The organism is Sphingobium sp. YBL2 (assembly GCF_000943805.1).
GTDB lineage: Bacteria > Pseudomonadota > Alphaproteobacteria > Sphingomonadales > Sphingomonadaceae > Sphingobium > Sphingobium fuliginis.
In genome coordinates this window covers 1,969,625-1,986,875 of sequence record NZ_CP010954.1, presented here as the reverse complement: position 1 = coordinate 1,986,875, position 17,251 = coordinate 1,969,625, and the positions used below count along the sequence as shown (strand labels likewise).

Genomic DNA, 17,251 nt, shown 5'->3' with positions numbered 1-17,251 from the left:
TCTGCCGGCGTGAACGTTGTGTAGCTGAAGAACGCCATCCTGTCGCAAGTGACTGGGACCTTTCGATCGAAGAGCTGATGGATCGAAATCATCCACGGCGCGCTTCCCCGTTGCCGACGACTTCGCGAAAGAACAAAGCCAGGCGGTCGCGCGTGCCCTGATCGAGAGATTGGGAGAGGAACAGCCGCCTCTCCCAGGTGCCGACCTTGACGATCGGCACCAGGCGGTGTTGGCGATCCAGCCTCTGCACAGTGGAATGCAGCATGATGACGGCCCCCGCGCCCTGCGTGGCCAGTTCCACGGCAACCTCGTGATGCTGCACCTCGCTGTGCAAAACCGGTTGCATGACTCCGGCCGATGCGAGCATGCGCAGTTGGTCGCAGGTCCGCAGCGGCGGAATGTTCCAACTGATGAAGGGGAGCGACTGCAAGCCCCTTAGCTTCGCCTGGTCGCGCAGCTCCCGCGTGGCGAAGACGAAGGCCGGCTCTGCGAAGATCGGTTCGAACCCGCCTTGCGGATCGGATTGCTCGCGGGAGAATATCGCGCAGTCCAGAATGCCCCGCGCCACCTGGTCGTCGACATCCGCTCCAGACGCGTTGTGGACGAAATCCAGGGCAATGTCGGCATTCTCCATCAGGAAACGCGGCAGCGCGGGCCGCACATATTCGTTAAGCAGGAAGGTGCCGATGAAGATGCGCAGCTTCTGCGGCGTCGCCCCGCGGAACAGCCGTCCCAGCTCATGCCCCTTCTGGACGAAGGTCTTGACGCCTTCCTGGAAGCGTTCGCCTTCGGCTGTCAGGCGCATGCTGCGTCCCGCCCTGCGGTGGAACAGGGTGGCGCCTATCTGCTGTTCCAAGGCGCGCATCTGCTCGCTGACGGCAGCCTGGGATATGCGCAGATTTTCCGACGCCTGACGGAAAGACTGCGCCCGGCCGACCGCCAGGAAGATTTCCAACTGGCGCGGCGTGAAACGGAACATGGCCGATCTCTCCCCCCTGCTGCTGCCGCGCCTCTGCGGGCGCTGCACCAGGGTATAGGCTGCACCTTGTCACCGGGCAAGGTCGAGCCCCATTGTCCTGCCGCCTCCTTATGGCGACAGTACCCGGAACAAGCGGGGCCGACGGATGATCGGCCAGATCATGGAGGGGGAGATATGAACGGGAAACGACATCTGGCGCGCCGCATGCCGAGGCTGGCGCTGCTCGCCGGGCTCCGCCTGCCGGCGATGGCGGCCGCGCAGGACGATGCCGGATCGTCCGGCATCCAGGACATTGTCGTCACCGCGCAGAAGCGCGCGGAAAATGTCCAGGACATCCCGATCGCGATCAACGCGCTGGGCGGAGAGGCCCTGGCCGAACGGCGGATCGCCGATCCGACCGATCTGGTCCGGCAATTCCCGAACCTGAGCTTCAAGCAGAGCTCTGCCGTCAATGCGGGCATTTCCATCCGCGGCGTCGGCACCCAGAATTTCCACCTTACGGCGCAACAGGCGGTGGGCCAGTATCTGGACGAGGTGTCGCTGGTGACGCCTTTCTCCAGCACCTTCGGCCTGTTCGACCTGGAACGGGTGGAGATATTGCGCGGGCCGCAGAACACCCTGTTCGGCCGCAACACCACCGGCGGCGCGATCAACTATGTGTCGCGCCGGCCCGACGCGGGCCAGGGCTTCAACGGCTATGCCCGCATCAATGCCGGGCGCTTCAACCGGATCGATGTGGAAGGCGCGATCGGCGTGCCGCTGACCGATACGCTCGCCATCCGCGTGGCGGGGCAGGTGCAGACCCGCGACGGCGTGTTCCGGGATGTCGCGACCGGCGAGAAGATCGGGTCGACGAAGCGCTATTCCGGCCGCTTCGGCATCGGCTGGCAACCCGATGACGACACGGAATTGCTGCTGTCGGGCCATGTCGGCTATAATCGCGGATCGCGTCCGCCGCGCAAGGCGGTCGGCCGTTTCCTGCCCGACGGCGTCACCCCATGCCCCGCCAACGATCTGGGCGTCGAACAGTTCGAACGCGTCAATAATTGCGTGTCGACCGGCAAGGGCGGCCTGACCTTCAATCCCTCCCTGTCGCGCTGGCGCGACGCCTATGACGCGGGCAGCAATCTGGCCGATGTCGATTTCGAGGGCGGATCGCTGCGCCTGCGCCATGATTTCGGCGGCTTCTCCCTGACCGCAATCTCCGCCTTCGACCGCACCAAGGTTCTCTATGCGGAGGAAGGCGGCGGCCTGCCCTACGCCCAGGTCCAGGTGTTCCAGGACGCGCTCTACGACGTCTATTCGCAGGAGGTCCGGCTGACCTCCGGCGCGGACGGGCCGTTGAAATGGATCGCCGGGGCCTATTGGTCCTATGAAAAGGACAGCCTGGCCACCATCGTGCGCAACAATTTCGCCGGACCGCCGACGCTGGCGGTGGTGCCGATGGTCGCCATCGACCAGAAGGCGGAGATCGCCTCCTTCTACGGGCAACTCGACTATGCGCTGACCGACCGGCTGGACATCAGCGCGGGCCTGCGCTGGACCAATGACAGACGGCAGGGCCTGCGCGACGTGATCACCGCCCTCGACAGCGTGACCGGCCTGCCCGGCGCGGCCCGCCTGCCCGCCGACTTCTTCTTCTCGCGCGGCTTCCTGACCGGCCTCGCCGCCAATTTCACCCTGCCCTGCGCGGCCGGCGTGGTCGGCTGCCACGGCCCGCTCACGCCCTTGAAGCAGGATGTCAGCAAGCTGGCGGGCAAAATCTCCGCCAATTACGAACTGGCGACCGACGTCATGGCCTATCTCAGCTATTCGCGCGGCTTCAAGTCGGGTTCCTTCGACATCCGCGCCCAGGGCGTGTTCAACGGCACCGGCAACACCCCGGTCCGCCCGGAAACGCTCAACGCCTATGAACTCGGGCTCAAGTCGCGCCTGTTCGATCGCCGGGTGCAGATCAACGTCGCGGCGTTCCGCTACGACTGGAAGGACCTGCAGACCTTCGGCCAGGTGCCGGTGCTGGGCCCGGCCTTCATCAACCTGCCCAAGGCGCGGCTGACCGGCGTGGAGGCAGAGGCGAAGATCGCGCCCGGCGGCGGCTTCGAACTGGACCTGGCGGGCGCCTTCCTCGACACCGAGGTGATCGACGTCGGCGCGCTCACCCCGCAGACCGCGCTCAAGGGCGCGCCGCTCCAGCAATCGCCGCGCTGGTCGTTCAACGGGACCGCAAGCCAGACCGTCGAGCTGGGCGACAATCGCCTGACCGGGCGGCTCAGCGGCCGCTATGTCGGCGCGCAATATAATGAACTGACCAAGGCGCGCAGCGGCTATATCGATCCCAGCTTCTTCGTCGACGCCTCCATCGGCTTCGATTTCGGGCGGGACCGGCGGCACCAGATTTCCTTCTACGCGGACAATCTGACCTCGGAAAAGACCTGCCTGCGCAAGGAGCCGTTCGACGGCCTCAGCAACACCAACACCTGCGTGCCCAACGAAGGAACGGTCCTCTACGGCGTGACGCTGTCGACGCGCTGGTGACCGGACAGGAGGTTTGACGACATGAAGACATCGATGACCGGCGCGATGACGCGCCGGGCGGCGCTCGCCGCCCTGGGTTCGGCGGTGGCGGCCCCCGCCGTCGCCCGCGGCGGGCGATCCGGCCCGCGCCGGCCCAACATCCTCTATATCATGGCCGACGACATGGGCCATGCCGACCTGGGCTGCTATGGCAGCCGCAACATCCGGACCCCGGCGATCGACGCCATTGCCGCTCGGGGCGTGAAGTTCGGCAACGCCTATGCCAATAGCTGCGTCTGCTCACCCACCCGCGTCGCCCTGCTGACCGGCCGTTACCAGGGACGGTTCCGCATCGGGCTGGAGGAGCCGATCGCCTTCAACGGCGCCGAACTGTCCCTGCCCCGCGGCACCAGGACCCTGCCCGGCCTGCTGCGGGATCTGGGCTACACGACCTCGCTGGTCGGGAAATGGCATATGGGGGAACTGCCGGCCTCCAGCCCGCTCGATCACGGCTATGACTATTTCTTCGGCATAGCGTCGGGCGGCACCGACTATTTCGCCCATGCGACCAGCATCAACGGCCATGAGATGGGCAAGCTGTTCGAGAACCGGACGGAAATCGACCGCCCCGGCTATCTGACCGACCTGCTGGGCGCGAAGGCGATCGATCGGATGCAGCAGGCGGCGCGGCAGGACCGCCCCTTCTTCATCAGCCTGCACTTCACCGCCCCCCATTGGCCCTGGCAGGGCCCCGGCGACGCCGCCCAGGGCAGCGCCACCGCCGATCCGCGCCAGATGGACGGCGGCAATGTCCGCGCCTATGCCGCGATGATGGAGAGCATGGACGCCAATGTCGGCCGCGTGCTGGCCGAACTGGCGCGGCTGGGGCTGGAGGAGGACACGATCGTGATCTTCACCAGCGACAATGGCGGAGAGCGCTTTTCCGACAGTTGGCCGCTGACCGGGATGAAGGGCGAATTGCTGGAGGGCGGCATCCGCGTGCCCCTGATCGTCAGTTGGCCCGCCCATCTGCCCAAGGGGCGCGACAGCGCGCAGGTGACCATGTCGATGGACGCGCTACCCACGCTGCTGTCGGCGGCGGGCGGCGACCCCGGCCGGGTGGAGGGGCTGGACGGCATCGACCTGATGCCCTTCCTGCGCGACGTCGACAGCAGGACCGACCGCACGCTGTTCTGGCGCCACCGCGCCGGCGACCAGATCGCAGTGCGCAGCGGCCAGTGGAAATATCTGCGGTCCTACGGGCGGGACTATCTGTTCGACCTGTCGCAGGATGAGCGCGAACGCGCCGACCGCAAGGCGGCGATGCCCGGCAAGGTCGCCGAGCTCAAGGCCGCCCATGCCGGCTGGCTGGCACAGATGCTGCCCTATCCGGAGCATAGCTATAGCGAGGACATGCTGGGCAAGTTCGCAGACCGCCCCGGGGAATGAAGGGCGTTCGCGGCGTTCAGCCGCCCGCCTGCTTCAATCGATAGTCGAGCTGCCGCCGGGACATGCCGAGCATGCGCGCCGCATCCGCGACATTGCCCCCGGCGCGGCGCAGCGCCTCCTCCACCAGCGCGGCCTCATAATCCGCCAGCAGCAGCGGCGCCCTTTCGATGTCGGGTATCAGCGGCGCGCCGGTGACCGCCAGCCTGCCGTCCGGGCGCACATGCGCCTGTTCGCGGCTGTCGGGTTCCAGCACGATCGACAGGGTGTCGACGTCGATCCGCCCGCCCGGTTCGGCCAGCAGCACGCCGCGCTCCAGCACATTCTCCAGCTCGCGCACATTGCCCGGCCAGCGATAGGCGATCAGCGCGCGCATCGCCTGGTCGGACACGCCGCGCACCGGCTTGCCGTGCCGCCGGGTGAGCCGTTCCACCAGCGCCTCGACGAACAGCGGAATGTCGGCCGCCCGATCGCGCAGCGGCGGGATGGCGACGGGAAAGGGGTTGAGCCGGTAGAAGAGGTCGGCGCGGAACGTCCGGGCCGCCACCGCCGACGCCAGATCGACATTGGTCGCCGCGACGATGCGGACATCGACATGGCGCAGCCTGTCGCCGCCCAGCCGCTCCACCTCCCCCGTCTGGAGCACGCGCAGCAGCTTGACCTGCGCGGGCAGGGGCAGGTCGCCCACCTCGTCCAGGAACAGCGTGCCGCCGTCCGCCCGCTCGAACCGGCCGAGCCGCTGCCGCTGGGCCCCGGTATAGGCGCCGGGCTCGACGCCGAACAGCTCGCTTTCGATCAGGTCATGGGGGATGGCGCCGCAATTGATCGCGACGAAGGGCTTGTCGCGGCGCGGCCCGTTGTCGTGCAGCCAATGGGCGAACACTTCCTTGCCGACGCCCGTTTCCCCGGTCAGCAGGACGGTGATGCTGCTGTCGGCGGCGCGGCGCAGCAGGTTCATCGACTTCAGGAAAGCGGGCGACTGGCCGATCAGCGATCCGGCCTGCTTTTCCCGCCGCAGGGATGCGCGCAGTTCCCCGATCTCCTCCGCCATGGCGCGCAACTGGCCGGCTATGTCCTCCGGGTGCATGGCCTTCAGATAGGGGTCGTCCGCGGGCAGGTCGGACGCGATCTCGCCCACGATGGTGCAATGCGGGTCGCCCTTCGCCTTGCACATCGTCTCCCGGAAGATGACCGGGCGGCCCATGAAGGCGCTGACATAGCCGGAGGCATAGCCCAACTGGTTCCAGCAGGTGGCGTGTTCGCCGATGCCGAAATGGACTATCTGGCTTTCCGCCTCCCAGCTTTCGGTCCAACGGAACTCGCCGTGGAAACGCCCGGCGTCCAGGTCCAGCTCGCACCGGATGGTCTCCACCTGCACCAGCCCTTCCAGCTTGTGCAGCCGGGGGCCCAGCAGGAAGACCTCCTCATAATCGCGGTCGCCCACCATCTTGCGGGCGATCTCCGCATCCTGCATGCCGGATTGATAGCCCATGCGCATCAGCAGCGCGCCGGCCCGGCCTTCGCCCAGCGTGCGCACCATTTCCGCCCGCAGCGCGCCCAGCGACCCGGCGTGCAGCAGCAGCATCCGCTGTTCGTCCAGCCAGACGGTGCCGGTGCCGGGGTCGAACCGCAATTTCGACCACAGGTCGATCCGGCCCGATCGGTCGTCGAGCGCCTTGCTCGCCATCTTTGCCCTTCTCCCCTCGCCGGTCCGGCCGTTTCGCCGCTTTCAGCCCGATCCTAGCGCAATATCCGGTCAGATGCGCCTGAAAAGCGGACTTCGAACCTGCTGCGCGTCTGCGGCGGAGAAGAATTTTTCGGTGTAGATGTCCTTTTCGAACAGGCGCCCCTGCATCAGCGTGGCAAGGCAGGCCTCGATCATCACCGGCGGACCGCAAAGATAGGCCTTGTGTCCGCGGAAATCATTGTCGAAAGCCGCCCTGGCGGCTTCGTGGACATAGCCGCGAAAACCCGTCCAGCCGCTGTCCGCCGGTTCGTCCGAAAGCGCGGGGACGTAGCGGAAATTGGCATGGGTCCGGGCCAGCGCCTCGAACTCTTCATGATAATAAAGCTCCTCCCGGCTGCGCGCGCCATAGACCAGCGTGATCGGCAGCGTCTCGTTGCGGGCGATCAGGTCGAGGATCATCGAGCGGGGCGAGGACAGGCCCGAACCACCGGCCAGGAAGAGCATGGGCGCCTTCGCCGAATGGCGCACGAAGAAGCGGCCATAGGGGCCGGACAGCTTCACCCGGTCGCCCTCCTTCAGATGCTCATGTATCCATGTCGTCCCGACGCCGCCGGGCACGATGCGGATATTGAGTTCGACGGCGCCGGGCGCATGGGGATTGCTGGCGAGGGAGAAGGCGCGGGTCAGAACCCCCTCCTCCCCCACCGTCAGGTTCACATATTGCCCCGCCTGGAAGCGGATCGGGCGATCCAGCGCGACATGGATGCCCCTGATGGTCGGGGTCAGCGGATCAATGCGGGTGACGACGCCCTCGAAATCCTCGACCGGGATTCCCAATGCGTCGGGGTCTTCCTCTATATCCGCCTCTATGCTGACATCGCTTTCAAGGCGGGCGCAGCAGGCCAGCGCCTTGCCCTCGTCGCGCTCGAAATCCATGAGCGCGAAGCTGGACGCCTCCCCATGGTCGATTTCGCCGTCCGTCACCTGGATCTTGCAGGTGGCGCACAGGCCATGACAACAGGCATGCGGCAACCAGATGCCCGCGCGCAGGCAGGCGTCGAGGATGGTCTGCCCCTCCGCCACTTCCACCTCGTCGCCGGTGGTTTCGATGGTCAGCGTGTAGCTCATCAGATGCCGGCTCCGTTCAGGCCGTCGCGGCCAGGCGTGCGGAAGCGCAACGCATCCTTGTGGCTGAGGCCATTGGCCGCGATGCTGGCCTGCATGTCGGGGGCGAAGGCTTCGCCGTTACGGGTCCAGACGGCGCTGTTCCAGTCGATCCCCGCCCAGTCGGGATGCTGGCCGAAAATCTCCGCCATGGGTCCGGCGATGAAGTGCGCGAAGGGCAGGTCCGGCGGCAACGGCCAGGCATAGGGGCTGGAAAAGAGCAGATGCCCGTCCCAGCCGGCATAGATGACGCAGGCGCCGTGGAAATTTTCAGCCTTGTCGGCCGGTTCGAATTCATAGGTGTCGATGGCTTTGACGGCCATGATGTCTCTCCTGGAATATGATCCCTTCCGTGAGGGCGGTGTGGCCGGCTGTCAGTCGTTGGCCTTTGCAAGGCCGCGCCACATGGCGAAGTTCCTTTCATCCGTGGACCCGTTGTGCAGGCCGTTGTCGCGGCCATGTTCGATGCGGAAGAAAGCCAGCGCCTCGGCGGCGGGATTGAAGCCCTCGGCCGTCGGGTCCGTGCCGGGGCGGAAGGCGTTGCCCTTGAAGACCTCATGCCCGGCGATCTTCGACTGGATGAATTTTTCCGGTTCATCCTCGAAAATTTCGCGGCAATGGTCGGAACAGAAATGATATTGCTCGCCCTTGTAGTCGGCATGGCGCTGGCACAGTGTCAGCGGATCGCCCGGTTCGGTGAACATCATCGGAATCTGGCAGACCTGGCACTGCATCGGCACGGCCGTCGCCTCGAACGGCTTTCCTTCCGCTTCGCACTTCGCCCAATATTCATAGCGCGGACGGTAATAGCGGTCGAACGTGTCCGGATATTTGGCGGACAGCCAGTCCATGTCCTCCTTCGACGGCAGCCAGACATGGAAGTCGCTGGTGCCGCGCGCCTGATAGAAATGGCACCATGCGATATGGGACAGGTGGTCGCGCTCCAGCCTGATCTGCTCGACGCAGGGCGGCATGACGATGCCGTAGCGGGCGAGATCGCGGAACAGGGCGCCGCAATTCTCCTCGAAATAGATTTCCCACGCCTCCGCCCAGCTCATCACCCGCTTGGGCAGCATGTAATCCTGCATCATCGCGACCAGCGTCAGCAGCCGCACGCCGCGCCAGGTCCATTTGTTCAGCCATTTCTGGACGATGGGGACATTGACCGGGTCCTGCTCCAGCACGAACTTGATGACCTCCAGCCCCAGGGTCATGTGCCGCGCCTCGTCCGACTGGGCGGAAAAGCCGAAGGTCATCGCGCCCATGTCGCCATTATAGGCCGCGCCCGAAATGAAGGGCACGAAGACGAGGTTGGTCAGCACATATTCGAAGGCGAAGCCGATGGCGACGATGAATTCGAACGGGCCGCCAGTCGCCGCATCCTCGAAGAAGCTCTTGGGCACCTGAAGATAGGGCAGATAGTCGTGATGATGGCGGAACTCCGCCATGCCGCTATAATAGCGGTTATAATTGCTGATGGCGTGGATCTGCGTCTGCGAATGGCGCATTTCGTCCAGCGACTGCATCATGCAGGCGACGCGCGGGCCGACGCCCCGGAATTGCCGCCCGATATGGGCGAACCCCCGGTGCGACATATATTCCAGCGGGGCGAAGCCGTTGACGAACAGCTTCACCGTATTGATGTAGCGCGCGTCGGACAGGGTGAGATGGCCGTTGCTCTGAGCGAAGGCGTCGACGATGGCGTAGAGCTTCCGCTCCTTTTCCGCCTGATATTTCCAATAGGCGTCCATGGTCAGGCGGAACGGGTCTTCCCATGCGTCCCAGTCGTGGATTTTGATCCCCTCGAACCGGTCCATCGGGAAGATGTCGTCGATCGGCTGATAGCTCGGTTCCCAGCCCAGGCCCCGCGTCATCAGCGCATAGCGTTCCTTGAGGCCGAGTTTCTTCTTCTTCGTGACGGGCATGTCCATGGCTCAGCGGTCCCAGCTCAGAGTGAAGATGTCGTCGGTCTCGTCCACGCGGCCCGACAGGGAGATCATGTTGACGTGCAGTTCCTGAAGGTCGAAATCGCGGCCGATCAGCTCTTCGATCGTTTCGCGGCGCACGACCAGCGTGCCCGGCGCGGTGATGCGCACCATCGCCGGCTGCGGGTCCAGGCTGGCGGCGGGATTGTCCGCCATGATCGCGTCGATGACATGGCGGGTGTCGTCATTGGCCTGAAGCGCGAGGAAGACGGTGCTGCTCATGCGCGGACCCCCGCCCTGGCGGCGCGGGCGTCGAGCGCGGCGCACAGTTCGTCCATGACGGCGGCGGACCGGTCCCCCAGCCCCATTTCGGCCAGCGGACAGAGCGCCGCGGCGGCGCGCGGCGTCCATTTGGCGATCCACTGGCCGATCAGCGCGGCATTGCCCGCATCGTCGGCACAGGCCGCCTTGATCTGCGCGTCGACCCATTTGCGCGTTTCCGCCGCCCATTCATTCTGGAACTGCGTGACCATCGCCACCGCGGCGCCGCCGCGCTGCGCCAGGTCGCCGTCGACGATCGTCTGGAAGACCAGGGGATAGAGCAGGCCGTCGAGCACCAGATCCTGCGCTACGAACAGTTCGAACCAGTCCTGCTCCACGAACAAGTCCTCGACCAGGCGGCGCAGCGATTGCCAGCGCACGTCGTGCAGCCATGCCTCCTTGGCCGCGTCCAGCGCTTCGGGTTCGGCGAGCAGCAGGCCAAGGCGCGTGTCGAACTGCGCGATGCCCAGCTGGTCCATCGCATAATAAAGCGCCGGCTGGGTGATGCCCGTGCCATAGCCATAGGCGGCGATGAAGTCATTGTTCATCGACGCGCCCCAGGCGACATGGCGCAGCGGCAGGATCAGGTCGAGCGCGAGGGCGCGGATGTCGTCGGGCAATGCGTCGGCCAGGCCACGCGTCTCCACGAAGTCGAAGGCGGCCTCCGCCGCTTCCTGCTGCCTGGCGCGGGCCAGGACGTAGCTGCCGTAATAATATTGGCGCGGATCGCGGAAGGCGTACCAGTCCGCCATCTTCAGCTTCGTGCGGCTTTCGTCGAAATAATCGTGGGCCGGGTCCCAGAGCGGACGATAATGCTGGTTGCCCGTGGTCTGGAGGCCGATCGTGCCCTCCTGATAGCGGGACGCCGGCTTGTCGCCGCCGATATGGCGCGCGACATGGCCATAGGTCTGCCGCTGCGGCGCGATGGTGACGGTGCGCAGGTCCATCTGCATGGGGTCGGTCTCTCCTCTCTTGCTTATCGGGCTTCGCCGGCGAGCACCCGCGCCAGCCGGGCGTCGAAATCGTCCTGCTCCAGCGGCTGGCCGGTCACGTCGGTCACGCGGTTGACGGCGCAGAATTCCTCGAACGCCGCGGTCGGCATCAGCAGTTCCACGAAGATTTCCGGGGCGCCGATGGCGAAGTCGAATTCGATCAGGCCGTTTTCGCGGCGGTTGCGGACGCGCACGAACTTCGCGTCCAATATGTCGGATTGCGGTCGTTCCGCCATCTTCCTCTCCCGGCTGTTGCCTTGTCCTTTCTGTTTAGCAAGGCCCATGCCAGTTCGATTTTCCCGGAAATCCGGACTTTTCGCGCACGCCGCATCGACAATTTTGTCATGGGCGGGCCGCCGTCGACAATTTTGTCGAAATCGCGCCCGCCCCTTCCCGCCCAAAAAAGGACCGCCCGGACCGGGCTGCGGAGGCAGCCGATCCGGACGGTCATGGCAGGCCGCGCGCGGGAACCGTCCCTTGCGCCCTCTGTCCCGCGACGCCCGACCGGCCACGGGAACCCCCTTGTCCTCAGTTGCGCACGCGCAGGGTCAGGAACCATTCGCGCGGGCGGCTGAATACGCCCGAATAGATCGCCTCCGCATTGGTGTAGCCGGACACGACGGCGCGGCGGTCGGCGATGTTGGTGACCCCGGCCTGAATTTCGTAGCGTTCGCCGGGCGCGCGCCAGGTGACGGAACCGTTGAAGAAGCTGCCTGCCGGCGTGGCCAGCACCGGCGTATTCGCCTCGTCATTATAGGTCTTGCTGGCATAGGTCCAGTCGACCCGCGGCGTGAAGCTGCCGATGCCGCTGGTCTCGAAAGTGTAGGCGGTGCCTGCCTGCGCCTGCCATTTGGGCGTGTTCACGAACTTCTCCTTCCCCGTCAGCGGCACGCCGGGCAGGATGCTCTGATATTCCGCGTCCAGATACCCAAGGCTGGCGTCCAGCGTCCAGTTGCGCACCGGGGCCAGGTTCAGCTCGGCCTCCACGCCGCGGATGCGTCCGTCCCCGCCATTGGCGGTGACCGGGGACGACCCGTTCTGGAAGGTGAGTTGGATGCTGTTATATTCCGTGTTGAAGGCCGCGACGTTCAGCCGGACGCGGCGGTCGAACAGTTCGGACTTGATGCCGATTTCCGTCGTATAGGCCTTTTCCGGGCCGAAGGTCGGCGCGGGCAGCTTGACCGGCACGCCGTTGACGACGGTGAAATTGGGCAGCGTCAGGCGCGTGGTCCAGCCGCCGCCCTTGTAGCCCGTGGCGTAGGAGGCATAGGCCATCACCCGGCGGTTGATGTGATATTCCGCGCCGATCCGGTAGGAGACATTTTCGAACGACATGCTGTTTTCGCCCAGCGGATAGACGCGGTAGATGTCGTTGGGATCGGGCAGGACGAGCGCGGGCGGCGCCTGGGTCAAGCGCAGGCCGAAGGCGTTTTCGTCCCGCTGCGTGCCGGTGAAGCGCTTGTCGTCGCGGGTATAGCGGATGCCGAGGGTCAGCCCCAGCCTGTCGGGGATGACATCGATATTGTTGTGCATGAAGGCGGCATAGGATTTGGTGTCGTAACGGTCGTTCGACACGATCTGGATCATGCCGCCGATAAAGGGCACCCGGTCCGCGTGGCGGCCATATTCATGGAAATAATAGCCGCCCAGCACGAATTTCCAGCGGTTTTCCCATATATTGCCGACCAGTTGCACTTCCTGCGAAAGCTGGTTTTCCCAATCCGCGAAGGTGGGCGCGAGCGCGGAGAAGGGCGCGCCGCCGATGTCGGCGCCGAATTTGGACTTCAGCCGGCGATAGGCGGTGATCGACTTGATCGTCAGCGCATCGGTCAGGTCGTAATCGATCTGGCCATTGATGCCGTAATTGTCGATCTTGTTGTAATTGGCGCCGCTGGCGTAGCTGAGATCGGGATTGATGCTGCCGTCCGCGTTGCGGATCACATAGCGGTTGTCATAGGGCAGGTTCTGCCCCGCCTGGCTTTCCAGCGAAGGCTGGATGCCGGCCGGCGACCCGGCATTGCCGCGCACGCCCTGGCACAGGTCGGTCACGCCGGCGGCCGGCACGCCCGCCAGCGCGGCGACCGGCGCGTAGAAGGCCGGATTGCCCGAGATGCAGGTGTTGTAGAGCGCGACATAGGCATTCTGGTTGACCGCCAGCAGCGAGAAGGGCGTCGCCTGCTCATCCACGTTCAGATAGTCGCCGATCAGCCGCATGGTGAGCCTGTCATTGGGCGTGAACAGGAATTTCAGGCGCACGGCGGTCTGGTTCATGTTGCCCGACCGGTCGGGCCTGTCCTTCGCCGTCGTCGGGAAGAGGATCGCGCCGTCCGTATTGCCGTTGGCGGGGCCGCCCGACGCGCCGCCGGTCGCCAGCAGCCAGATCGGGTTGTTGCCGGTATCGCCTTCATAGGGAATGCGCTTCTGCCAGCCGTCGCGATGCTTGGTGGAGAAGGCGAGGCCCATGTGCAGCACGCCCGGCGCCAACGGCGCTTCCAGCGCGCCGCGCACGTCGATGCGATCGTAGCGGCCGGTCGTGACTTCGCCCTTCACCTTCCATTCGTCGCCCGGATCGGAGGTGACGATGTTGAGCGCGCCGCCGATGGTGTTGCGGCCGAACAGCGTGCCCTGCGGTCCTTTCAGCACTTCGACGCGCTGAAGGTCCAGCAGGTCGACATTCGCGCCGATGTTGCGGGCGAGGTAGACATTGTCGACATAGACGCCCACGCCCGGTTCCAGGTTGAAGCCGAAATCATTCTGGCCGATACCGCGGATATAGGTGAAGAGGGTCGAGCTGGACCCGCCGAACGCGCCGGAGCTTTTCAGGGTGACGTTGGGCGCCTGTCCGGAAATGCTGGCGATGTCGGTCAGCCCCTTGGACTGGAGCGCTTCCGACGTGACGGCGGAAATGGCGATCGGCACCTGCTGCGCGCTTTCGGACCGCTTCTGCGCGGTGACGACGATGTCCTGGAGGCCGACATTCTCCTGCGGCGCGGCGGCGTCCTGCGCCATCGCGGCCGATGTCGAAAGGACGAGCGCCACCGCCAGCGCGGACGCGCCGTTCGAAATTCCAGACTTCATGATAAAACTCCCCTTGTCCCTTATGTATCGGCCGCCTTGTCGCGGCCTGTCTTGTCGATGACCGTCAGGTCAGAACGTTCAGAAAGCTCTCGCGCGGCATATTGTCCTGCGAGAAAGTGGCCTTGCCCAACTGGCTGGTGTCCCAGGTCAGCGTCGGCGTATCGGGATAATGGACATAGCCGCCGGTGAAGACTTCATTGCGGTTGCCCGACGGATCGAAGAAATAGATGGTCGCGCCGCGCGTCACCCCATGGCGGTTCACCGACACGTCGACCGGGATTTCATATTTGCCGATCAGGTCGCCCGCGTGGAACAGGTCGTTCACCGAATCCAGCAGGAAGGAGACATGGTGGAAGCGGCTGCCATCCGGTTGCAGGATGAAGGCGATGTCATGCGGCTTGTTGGAGCAGGAAAGGAAGACCGCAAGCCGGGTCTCGTCCCCCTGCGTGACCAGTTCCTCGCTGACGGTGAAGCCGAATATCCCGGTGAAGATGTCCCTGTTCTCGACGATGTTGGGTCCGCCCAGCAGCACATGGTCCAGCCGCACGCAGCGGAAGCCGCGAATATAGCCTTCGTCGGGAATGGTGCCGGGGTTGCGGGTCGGCATGCCGTTGCCGATCTTCTCCTTGTCGGCATAGATGTGCATGACATGGCCCGACGGCAGGGTGAAGCGGATGCGCCGGCCGCTCTTGGGATACACGCCCGGCTCGACATGTTCGACGGCAAGGCCATATTCGGTCAGCGCCGCGGCGAAATGGTCGATCTCCGCATCCTCATAGGTGCGGAAGGCGAAATATTCGACGCCGGGCGCATCGGCCTTCTCCAGGACCAGCGAATACCAGTCATGCTCGTCCGCGACCTTGTAATAGAGCTTGTCGGGGTCGCCCTGATAGGTTTCGATAAGACCCATCCGCTCGCCATAGTGGCGGCGCGCGTCGTCGATGTCGAACACCCTGACGCACACTTCGCCGACCCGGAGCAATCCACGAATCGCCATTCATTCTCTCCCAGAAATATCGTCGCGCAGCATGGCCGCCAGGGCGGCTGCGGCGATGTCCTCGTCTTCCACTTCGCTGCCGCCCGACACGCCGACCGCCCCGATCAGGCGCCCCTGCACCTCGGCGGGACAGCCGCCCGGAACTTCCGTCAGGCGCGGCCGGCGCAGCAAACCGTCGCGCACCGGGCGGGGCGCCCGCTCCAGCAGCGCGCCGAAATCGCGCGTCGCCATTGCGAAGCTGGCAGCGGTATAGGCCTTGTCGATCGCCAGTTCGCCTGAACTAAGGAACGATCCCGGCATCCGCAGATAGCCCGCGAGATTGCCCGCCCCATCCACGACCGCGACATGCACGCGGGCGCCGATCGCCTCCGCGCGGGCGCGGCCGGCGGACAGCATCCGCTCCACCGCCTGCGCCGCGGGGGCGCCGATCTCCGCAATCGCGCTCATGCGGCGCGGCCGACCGGGGCGGCGCCGAAGGATGCGCGCGGCAACGGCACGGCGCGAATATCGCTCGACGGATAGGCGCGGCAGGCCAGGACGATGCCCGCCTGCTCATCGGCGGCGCTCACCACGGCGCGGTTCATATGCCCGGTGGAACAGCGGCCCGCCTGTATCCGGATGCGGCAGACGCCGCACCCGCCGCTGCGGCATCCCACGGCCAGCGCCTTGCGTCCGGACGCGATCATCGCCGCCAGCAGGCTCTGGTCGGCGCGGCAGGGAAAGCGCACGCCCCCTATCTCTATCTGAAACGGCGCCGCTTGGGTCAGGCCTTCAACATCGCGATCGTCCATCCGATCTCTCTCCTGCCAGTCATTCTGTTCTTTTCACCGATCATAATCATGGGGTGAATTACCGACAAATACCCTTTCCGCTCGCCTGTGATACTCCATGCGCATCACCCCTGCCCATCATCCTTGGCCCGTCATCCGGCGCGCAGCGACGCTTCGGACGCGCGCGCCTCGCTGGCGGGAACGCCGCCGATGCTCCACAGCGCGGGGGCGACCGGCATCACCGTGCCGCGTATCAGCGACCGGTCGCAGCCCAGATGGCGTTCGACAAGGTCGGTGAACCCCGCCGCCAGGGCCTGCAACTGTTCTGTCGGGCGGCCTTCGAGGGCGATGCAGGTGAACCAGGGCGCTGCCGCCCCGCCATCGCTGACCAGCCGGCCGCCCGTCGCCCAGCGATGCGCCGGCACGCTCGTGGCGAAAGCGCGCACCCGCTCCAGGGGCGGCGGCGAAACCGTGGGATAGAGCGCCTGCACATAGAAGAACGAGGCTGCCTCCAGCAGCGCGGCGACGGCTTCTTCCGGATATTGGTCCGCCACCAGATGGAATTGCACGATGGGCATGCCGCTTCTCCTTCCTCAAGGCAGGCCGCGCCGGCGGCCCGCGTCCAGCATTATCGCCGCGCCCGCCATGGCGTCCGCCTCCGCATCGAGCAGCATCGCCACGGCCCAGGCGACCTGGCTCGGGGTGGTGAGCGCGCCGATGGCGGATTCGCCGCGCATCGCGTCCAGCTCGTCCGCGACCGAGCCGCCGTTTTCCGAGGCCCGCGCCGCCGCGACCTTGTGCAGCCGATCGGTATCGGCGGGGCCGGGGGCGACAAGATGGGCGGTGATCCCCTCCCCGCCATAGGCCCAGCTCATCTGCCGCACCACATTGGCGAGCGCCGCATTGGCGACCCCGGCGGTGGCGGCATAGGCGGTCGGCTCGAACCCGTAATGGCCGCCGATCGCGACGAGGCGGCTGTGGCGGCGCAGTCGGTCCTCCACCGCGCGCACCAGCCGGACGAAGCCGCCGACCTTGATGTTGCAGGCCTCCACCAGCGCGTCGGTGGGCGCGGCGCGAATGCCGCCCGCCACCGGCACGCCGGGCGCATGGACGACCATGGCGACCGGCCGGTCCAGCCGCGCCCGAAGCGCATCGACCGCATCGTCGGACGCGAAGTCGGCCACGACCGGCATCACCACGCCCGCGCCATGGCGATCGACCAGCGCCTCCAGCGGCTCGCGCGACCGCGCCACCGCGACGACATGCATCTTGCGCGCCACCAGCCCGGCGACGATCGCCTTGCCCAATGCGCCGCTCGCGCCGACGACCACGCAATGGGCGCCGAAATTCCTGCCCGGAACGGACATGCTCTTCACTC

The 17,251-nt window shown here is 65.8% G+C and carries 16 protein-coding genes; 2 read left to right on the top strand and 14 right to left on the bottom strand.

Annotated features, from left to right (window positions below):
* Positions 1 to 88: 88 nt before the first annotated feature.
* Entirely contained in the window at positions 89 to 979 is an 891-nt protein-coding gene (locus tag TZ53_RS09115) for a LysR family transcriptional regulator (RefSeq protein WP_037481824.1), read from the bottom strand.
* A 174-nt stretch (positions 980 to 1,153) separates the two neighbouring features.
* Between TZ53_RS09115 and TZ53_RS09110 the strand changes: the two genes are divergently transcribed.
* Together TZ53_RS09110 and TZ53_RS09105 are read left to right on the top strand one after the other, a co-directional pair.
* A complete protein-coding gene (locus TZ53_RS09110; protein WP_044661078.1) occupies positions 1,154 to 3,514 on the top strand; it encodes a TonB-dependent receptor in 2,361 nt (786 codons plus the stop codon).
* Positions 3,515 to 3,535: 21 nt separating this feature from the next.
* Complete coding sequence (locus TZ53_RS09105) at positions 3,536 to 4,942, top strand: sulfatase family protein (protein ID WP_025548017.1); 1,407 nt, start codon at positions 3,536 to 3,538, stop codon at positions 4,940 to 4,942.
* A 16-nt stretch (positions 4,943 to 4,958) separates the two neighbouring features.
* On the opposite strand, the gene TZ53_RS09100 is transcribed toward TZ53_RS09105, so the two are convergent.
* The 13 genes from TZ53_RS09100 to TZ53_RS09040 form a co-directional block, all read right to left on the bottom strand.
* Entirely contained in the window at positions 4,959 to 6,626 is a 1,668-nt protein-coding gene (locus TZ53_RS09100; protein WP_025548019.1) for a sigma-54-dependent Fis family transcriptional regulator, read from the bottom strand.
* Between the two features lie 69 nt (positions 6,627 to 6,695).
* A complete protein-coding gene (locus TZ53_RS09095; RefSeq protein ID WP_025548020.1) occupies positions 6,696 to 7,754 on the bottom strand; it encodes an NADH:ubiquinone reductase (Na(+)-transporting) subunit F in 1,059 nt (352 codons plus the stop codon).
* A complete protein-coding gene (locus TZ53_RS09090; protein WP_025548022.1) occupies positions 7,754 to 8,113 on the bottom strand; it encodes a phenol hydroxylase subunit P4 in 360 nt (119 codons plus the stop codon). Before TZ53_RS09090 ends, TZ53_RS09095 begins: the two co-directional genes overlap by 1 nt.
* Before the next feature lie 51 nt (positions 8,114 to 8,164).
* On the bottom strand, positions 8,165 to 9,721 hold the full coding sequence (locus TZ53_RS09085) for a YHS domain-containing protein (protein ID WP_025548024.1): 1,557 nt from the start codon (positions 9,719 to 9,721) through the stop codon (positions 8,165 to 8,167).
* A 3-nt stretch (positions 9,722 to 9,724) separates the two neighbouring features.
* The gene (locus tag TZ53_RS09080; protein ID WP_007684796.1) at positions 9,725 to 9,997 is read right to left on the bottom strand and encodes an MmoB/DmpM family protein; all 273 of its coding nucleotides are present in this window, start codon (positions 9,995 to 9,997) and stop codon (positions 9,725 to 9,727) included.
* Positions 9,994 to 10,989, bottom strand: coding sequence for a phenol hydroxylase (locus TZ53_RS09075; RefSeq protein ID WP_044661077.1), 996 nt, complete (start codon positions 10,987 to 10,989; stop codon positions 9,994 to 9,996). Before TZ53_RS09075 ends, TZ53_RS09080 begins: the two co-directional genes overlap by 4 nt.
* A 23-nt stretch (positions 10,990 to 11,012) precedes the next feature.
* A complete protein-coding gene (locus TZ53_RS09070) occupies positions 11,013 to 11,264 on the bottom strand; it encodes a phenol hydroxylase subunit (protein ID WP_025548028.1) in 252 nt (83 codons plus the stop codon).
* Between the two features lie 292 nt (positions 11,265 to 11,556).
* Entirely contained in the window at positions 11,557 to 14,106 is a 2,550-nt protein-coding gene (locus TZ53_RS09065; RefSeq protein WP_025548030.1) for a TonB-dependent receptor, read from the bottom strand.
* Positions 14,107 to 14,170: 64 nt separating this feature from the next.
* Positions 14,171 to 15,103, bottom strand: a complete 933-nt coding sequence (locus TZ53_RS09060; RefSeq protein WP_025548032.1) for a catechol 2,3-dioxygenase — start codon at positions 15,101 to 15,103, stop codon at positions 14,171 to 14,173.
* Positions 15,104 to 15,550, bottom strand: a complete 447-nt coding sequence (locus TZ53_RS09055) for a GlcG/HbpS family heme-binding protein (RefSeq protein WP_025548034.1) — start codon at positions 15,548 to 15,550, stop codon at positions 15,104 to 15,106.
* The gene (locus TZ53_RS09050) at positions 15,547 to 15,894 is read right to left on the bottom strand and encodes a 2Fe-2S iron-sulfur cluster-binding protein (protein ID WP_025548035.1); all 348 of its coding nucleotides are present in this window, start codon (positions 15,892 to 15,894) and stop codon (positions 15,547 to 15,549) included. The genes TZ53_RS09055 and TZ53_RS09050 overlap by 4 nt, the downstream gene beginning before the upstream one ends.
* Before the next feature lie 131 nt (positions 15,895 to 16,025).
* Entirely contained in the window at positions 16,026 to 16,451 is a 426-nt protein-coding gene (locus TZ53_RS09045; protein WP_044661076.1) for a tautomerase family protein, read from the bottom strand.
* 15 nt (positions 16,452 to 16,466) lie between these two features.
* Positions 16,467 to 17,240 carry an SDR family oxidoreductase gene (locus tag TZ53_RS09040; protein ID WP_044661075.1) on the bottom strand — a complete coding sequence of 258 codons (774 nt, stop codon included), beginning with the start codon at positions 17,238 to 17,240 and terminating at the stop codon, positions 16,467 to 16,469.
* Positions 17,241 to 17,251 lie beyond the last annotated feature (11 nt).

Bases quoted from the DNA above. Each gene is read 5' to 3' on its own strand.
- TZ53_RS09080 (WP_007684796.1), bottom strand. From the start codon at position 9,997: ATGAGCAGCACCGTCTTCCTCGCGCTTCAGGCCAATGACGACACCCGC.
- TZ53_RS09045 (WP_044661076.1), bottom strand. From the start codon at position 16,451: ATGCCCATCGTGCAATTCCATCTGGTGGCGGACCAATATCCGGAAGAA.
- TZ53_RS09090 (WP_025548022.1), bottom strand. From the start codon at position 8,113: ATGGCCGTCAAAGCCATCGACACCTATGAATTCGAACCGGCCGACAAG.
- TZ53_RS09085 (WP_025548024.1), bottom strand. From the start codon at position 9,721: ATGGACATGCCCGTCACGAAGAAGAAGAAACTCGGCCTCAAGGAACGC.
- TZ53_RS09095 (WP_025548020.1), bottom strand. From the start codon at position 7,754: ATGAGCTACACGCTGACCATCGAAACCACCGGCGACGAGGTGGAAGTG.
- TZ53_RS09100 (WP_025548019.1), bottom strand. From the start codon at position 6,626: ATGGCGAGCAAGGCGCTCGACGACCGATCGGGCCGGATCGACCTGTGG.
- TZ53_RS09065 (WP_025548030.1), bottom strand. From the start codon at position 14,106: ATGAAGTCTGGAATTTCGAACGGCGCGTCCGCGCTGGCGGTGGCGCTC.
- TZ53_RS09075 (WP_044661077.1), bottom strand. From the start codon at position 10,989: ATGCAGATGGACCTGCGCACCGTCACCATCGCGCCGCAGCGGCAGACC.
- TZ53_RS09115 (WP_037481824.1), bottom strand. From the start codon at position 979: ATGTTCCGTTTCACGCCGCGCCAGTTGGAAATCTTCCTGGCGGTCGGC.
- TZ53_RS09050 (WP_025548035.1), bottom strand. From the start codon at position 15,894: ATGGACGATCGCGATGTTGAAGGCCTGACCCAAGCGGCGCCGTTTCAG.
- TZ53_RS09110 (WP_044661078.1), top strand. From the start codon at position 1,154: ATGAACGGGAAACGACATCTGGCGCGCCGCATGCCGAGGCTGGCGCTG.
- TZ53_RS09070 (WP_025548028.1), bottom strand. From the start codon at position 11,264: ATGGCGGAACGACCGCAATCCGACATATTGGACGCGAAGTTCGTGCGC.
- TZ53_RS09060 (WP_025548032.1), bottom strand. From the start codon at position 15,103: ATGGCGATTCGTGGATTGCTCCGGGTCGGCGAAGTGTGCGTCAGGGTG.
- TZ53_RS09055 (WP_025548034.1), bottom strand. From the start codon at position 15,550: ATGAGCGCGATTGCGGAGATCGGCGCCCCCGCGGCGCAGGCGGTGGAG.
- TZ53_RS09040 (WP_044661075.1), bottom strand. From the start codon at position 17,240: ATGTCCGTTCCGGGCAGGAATTTCGGCGCCCATTGCGTGGTCGTCGGC.
- TZ53_RS09105 (WP_025548017.1), top strand. From the start codon at position 3,536: ATGAAGACATCGATGACCGGCGCGATGACGCGCCGGGCGGCGCTCGCC.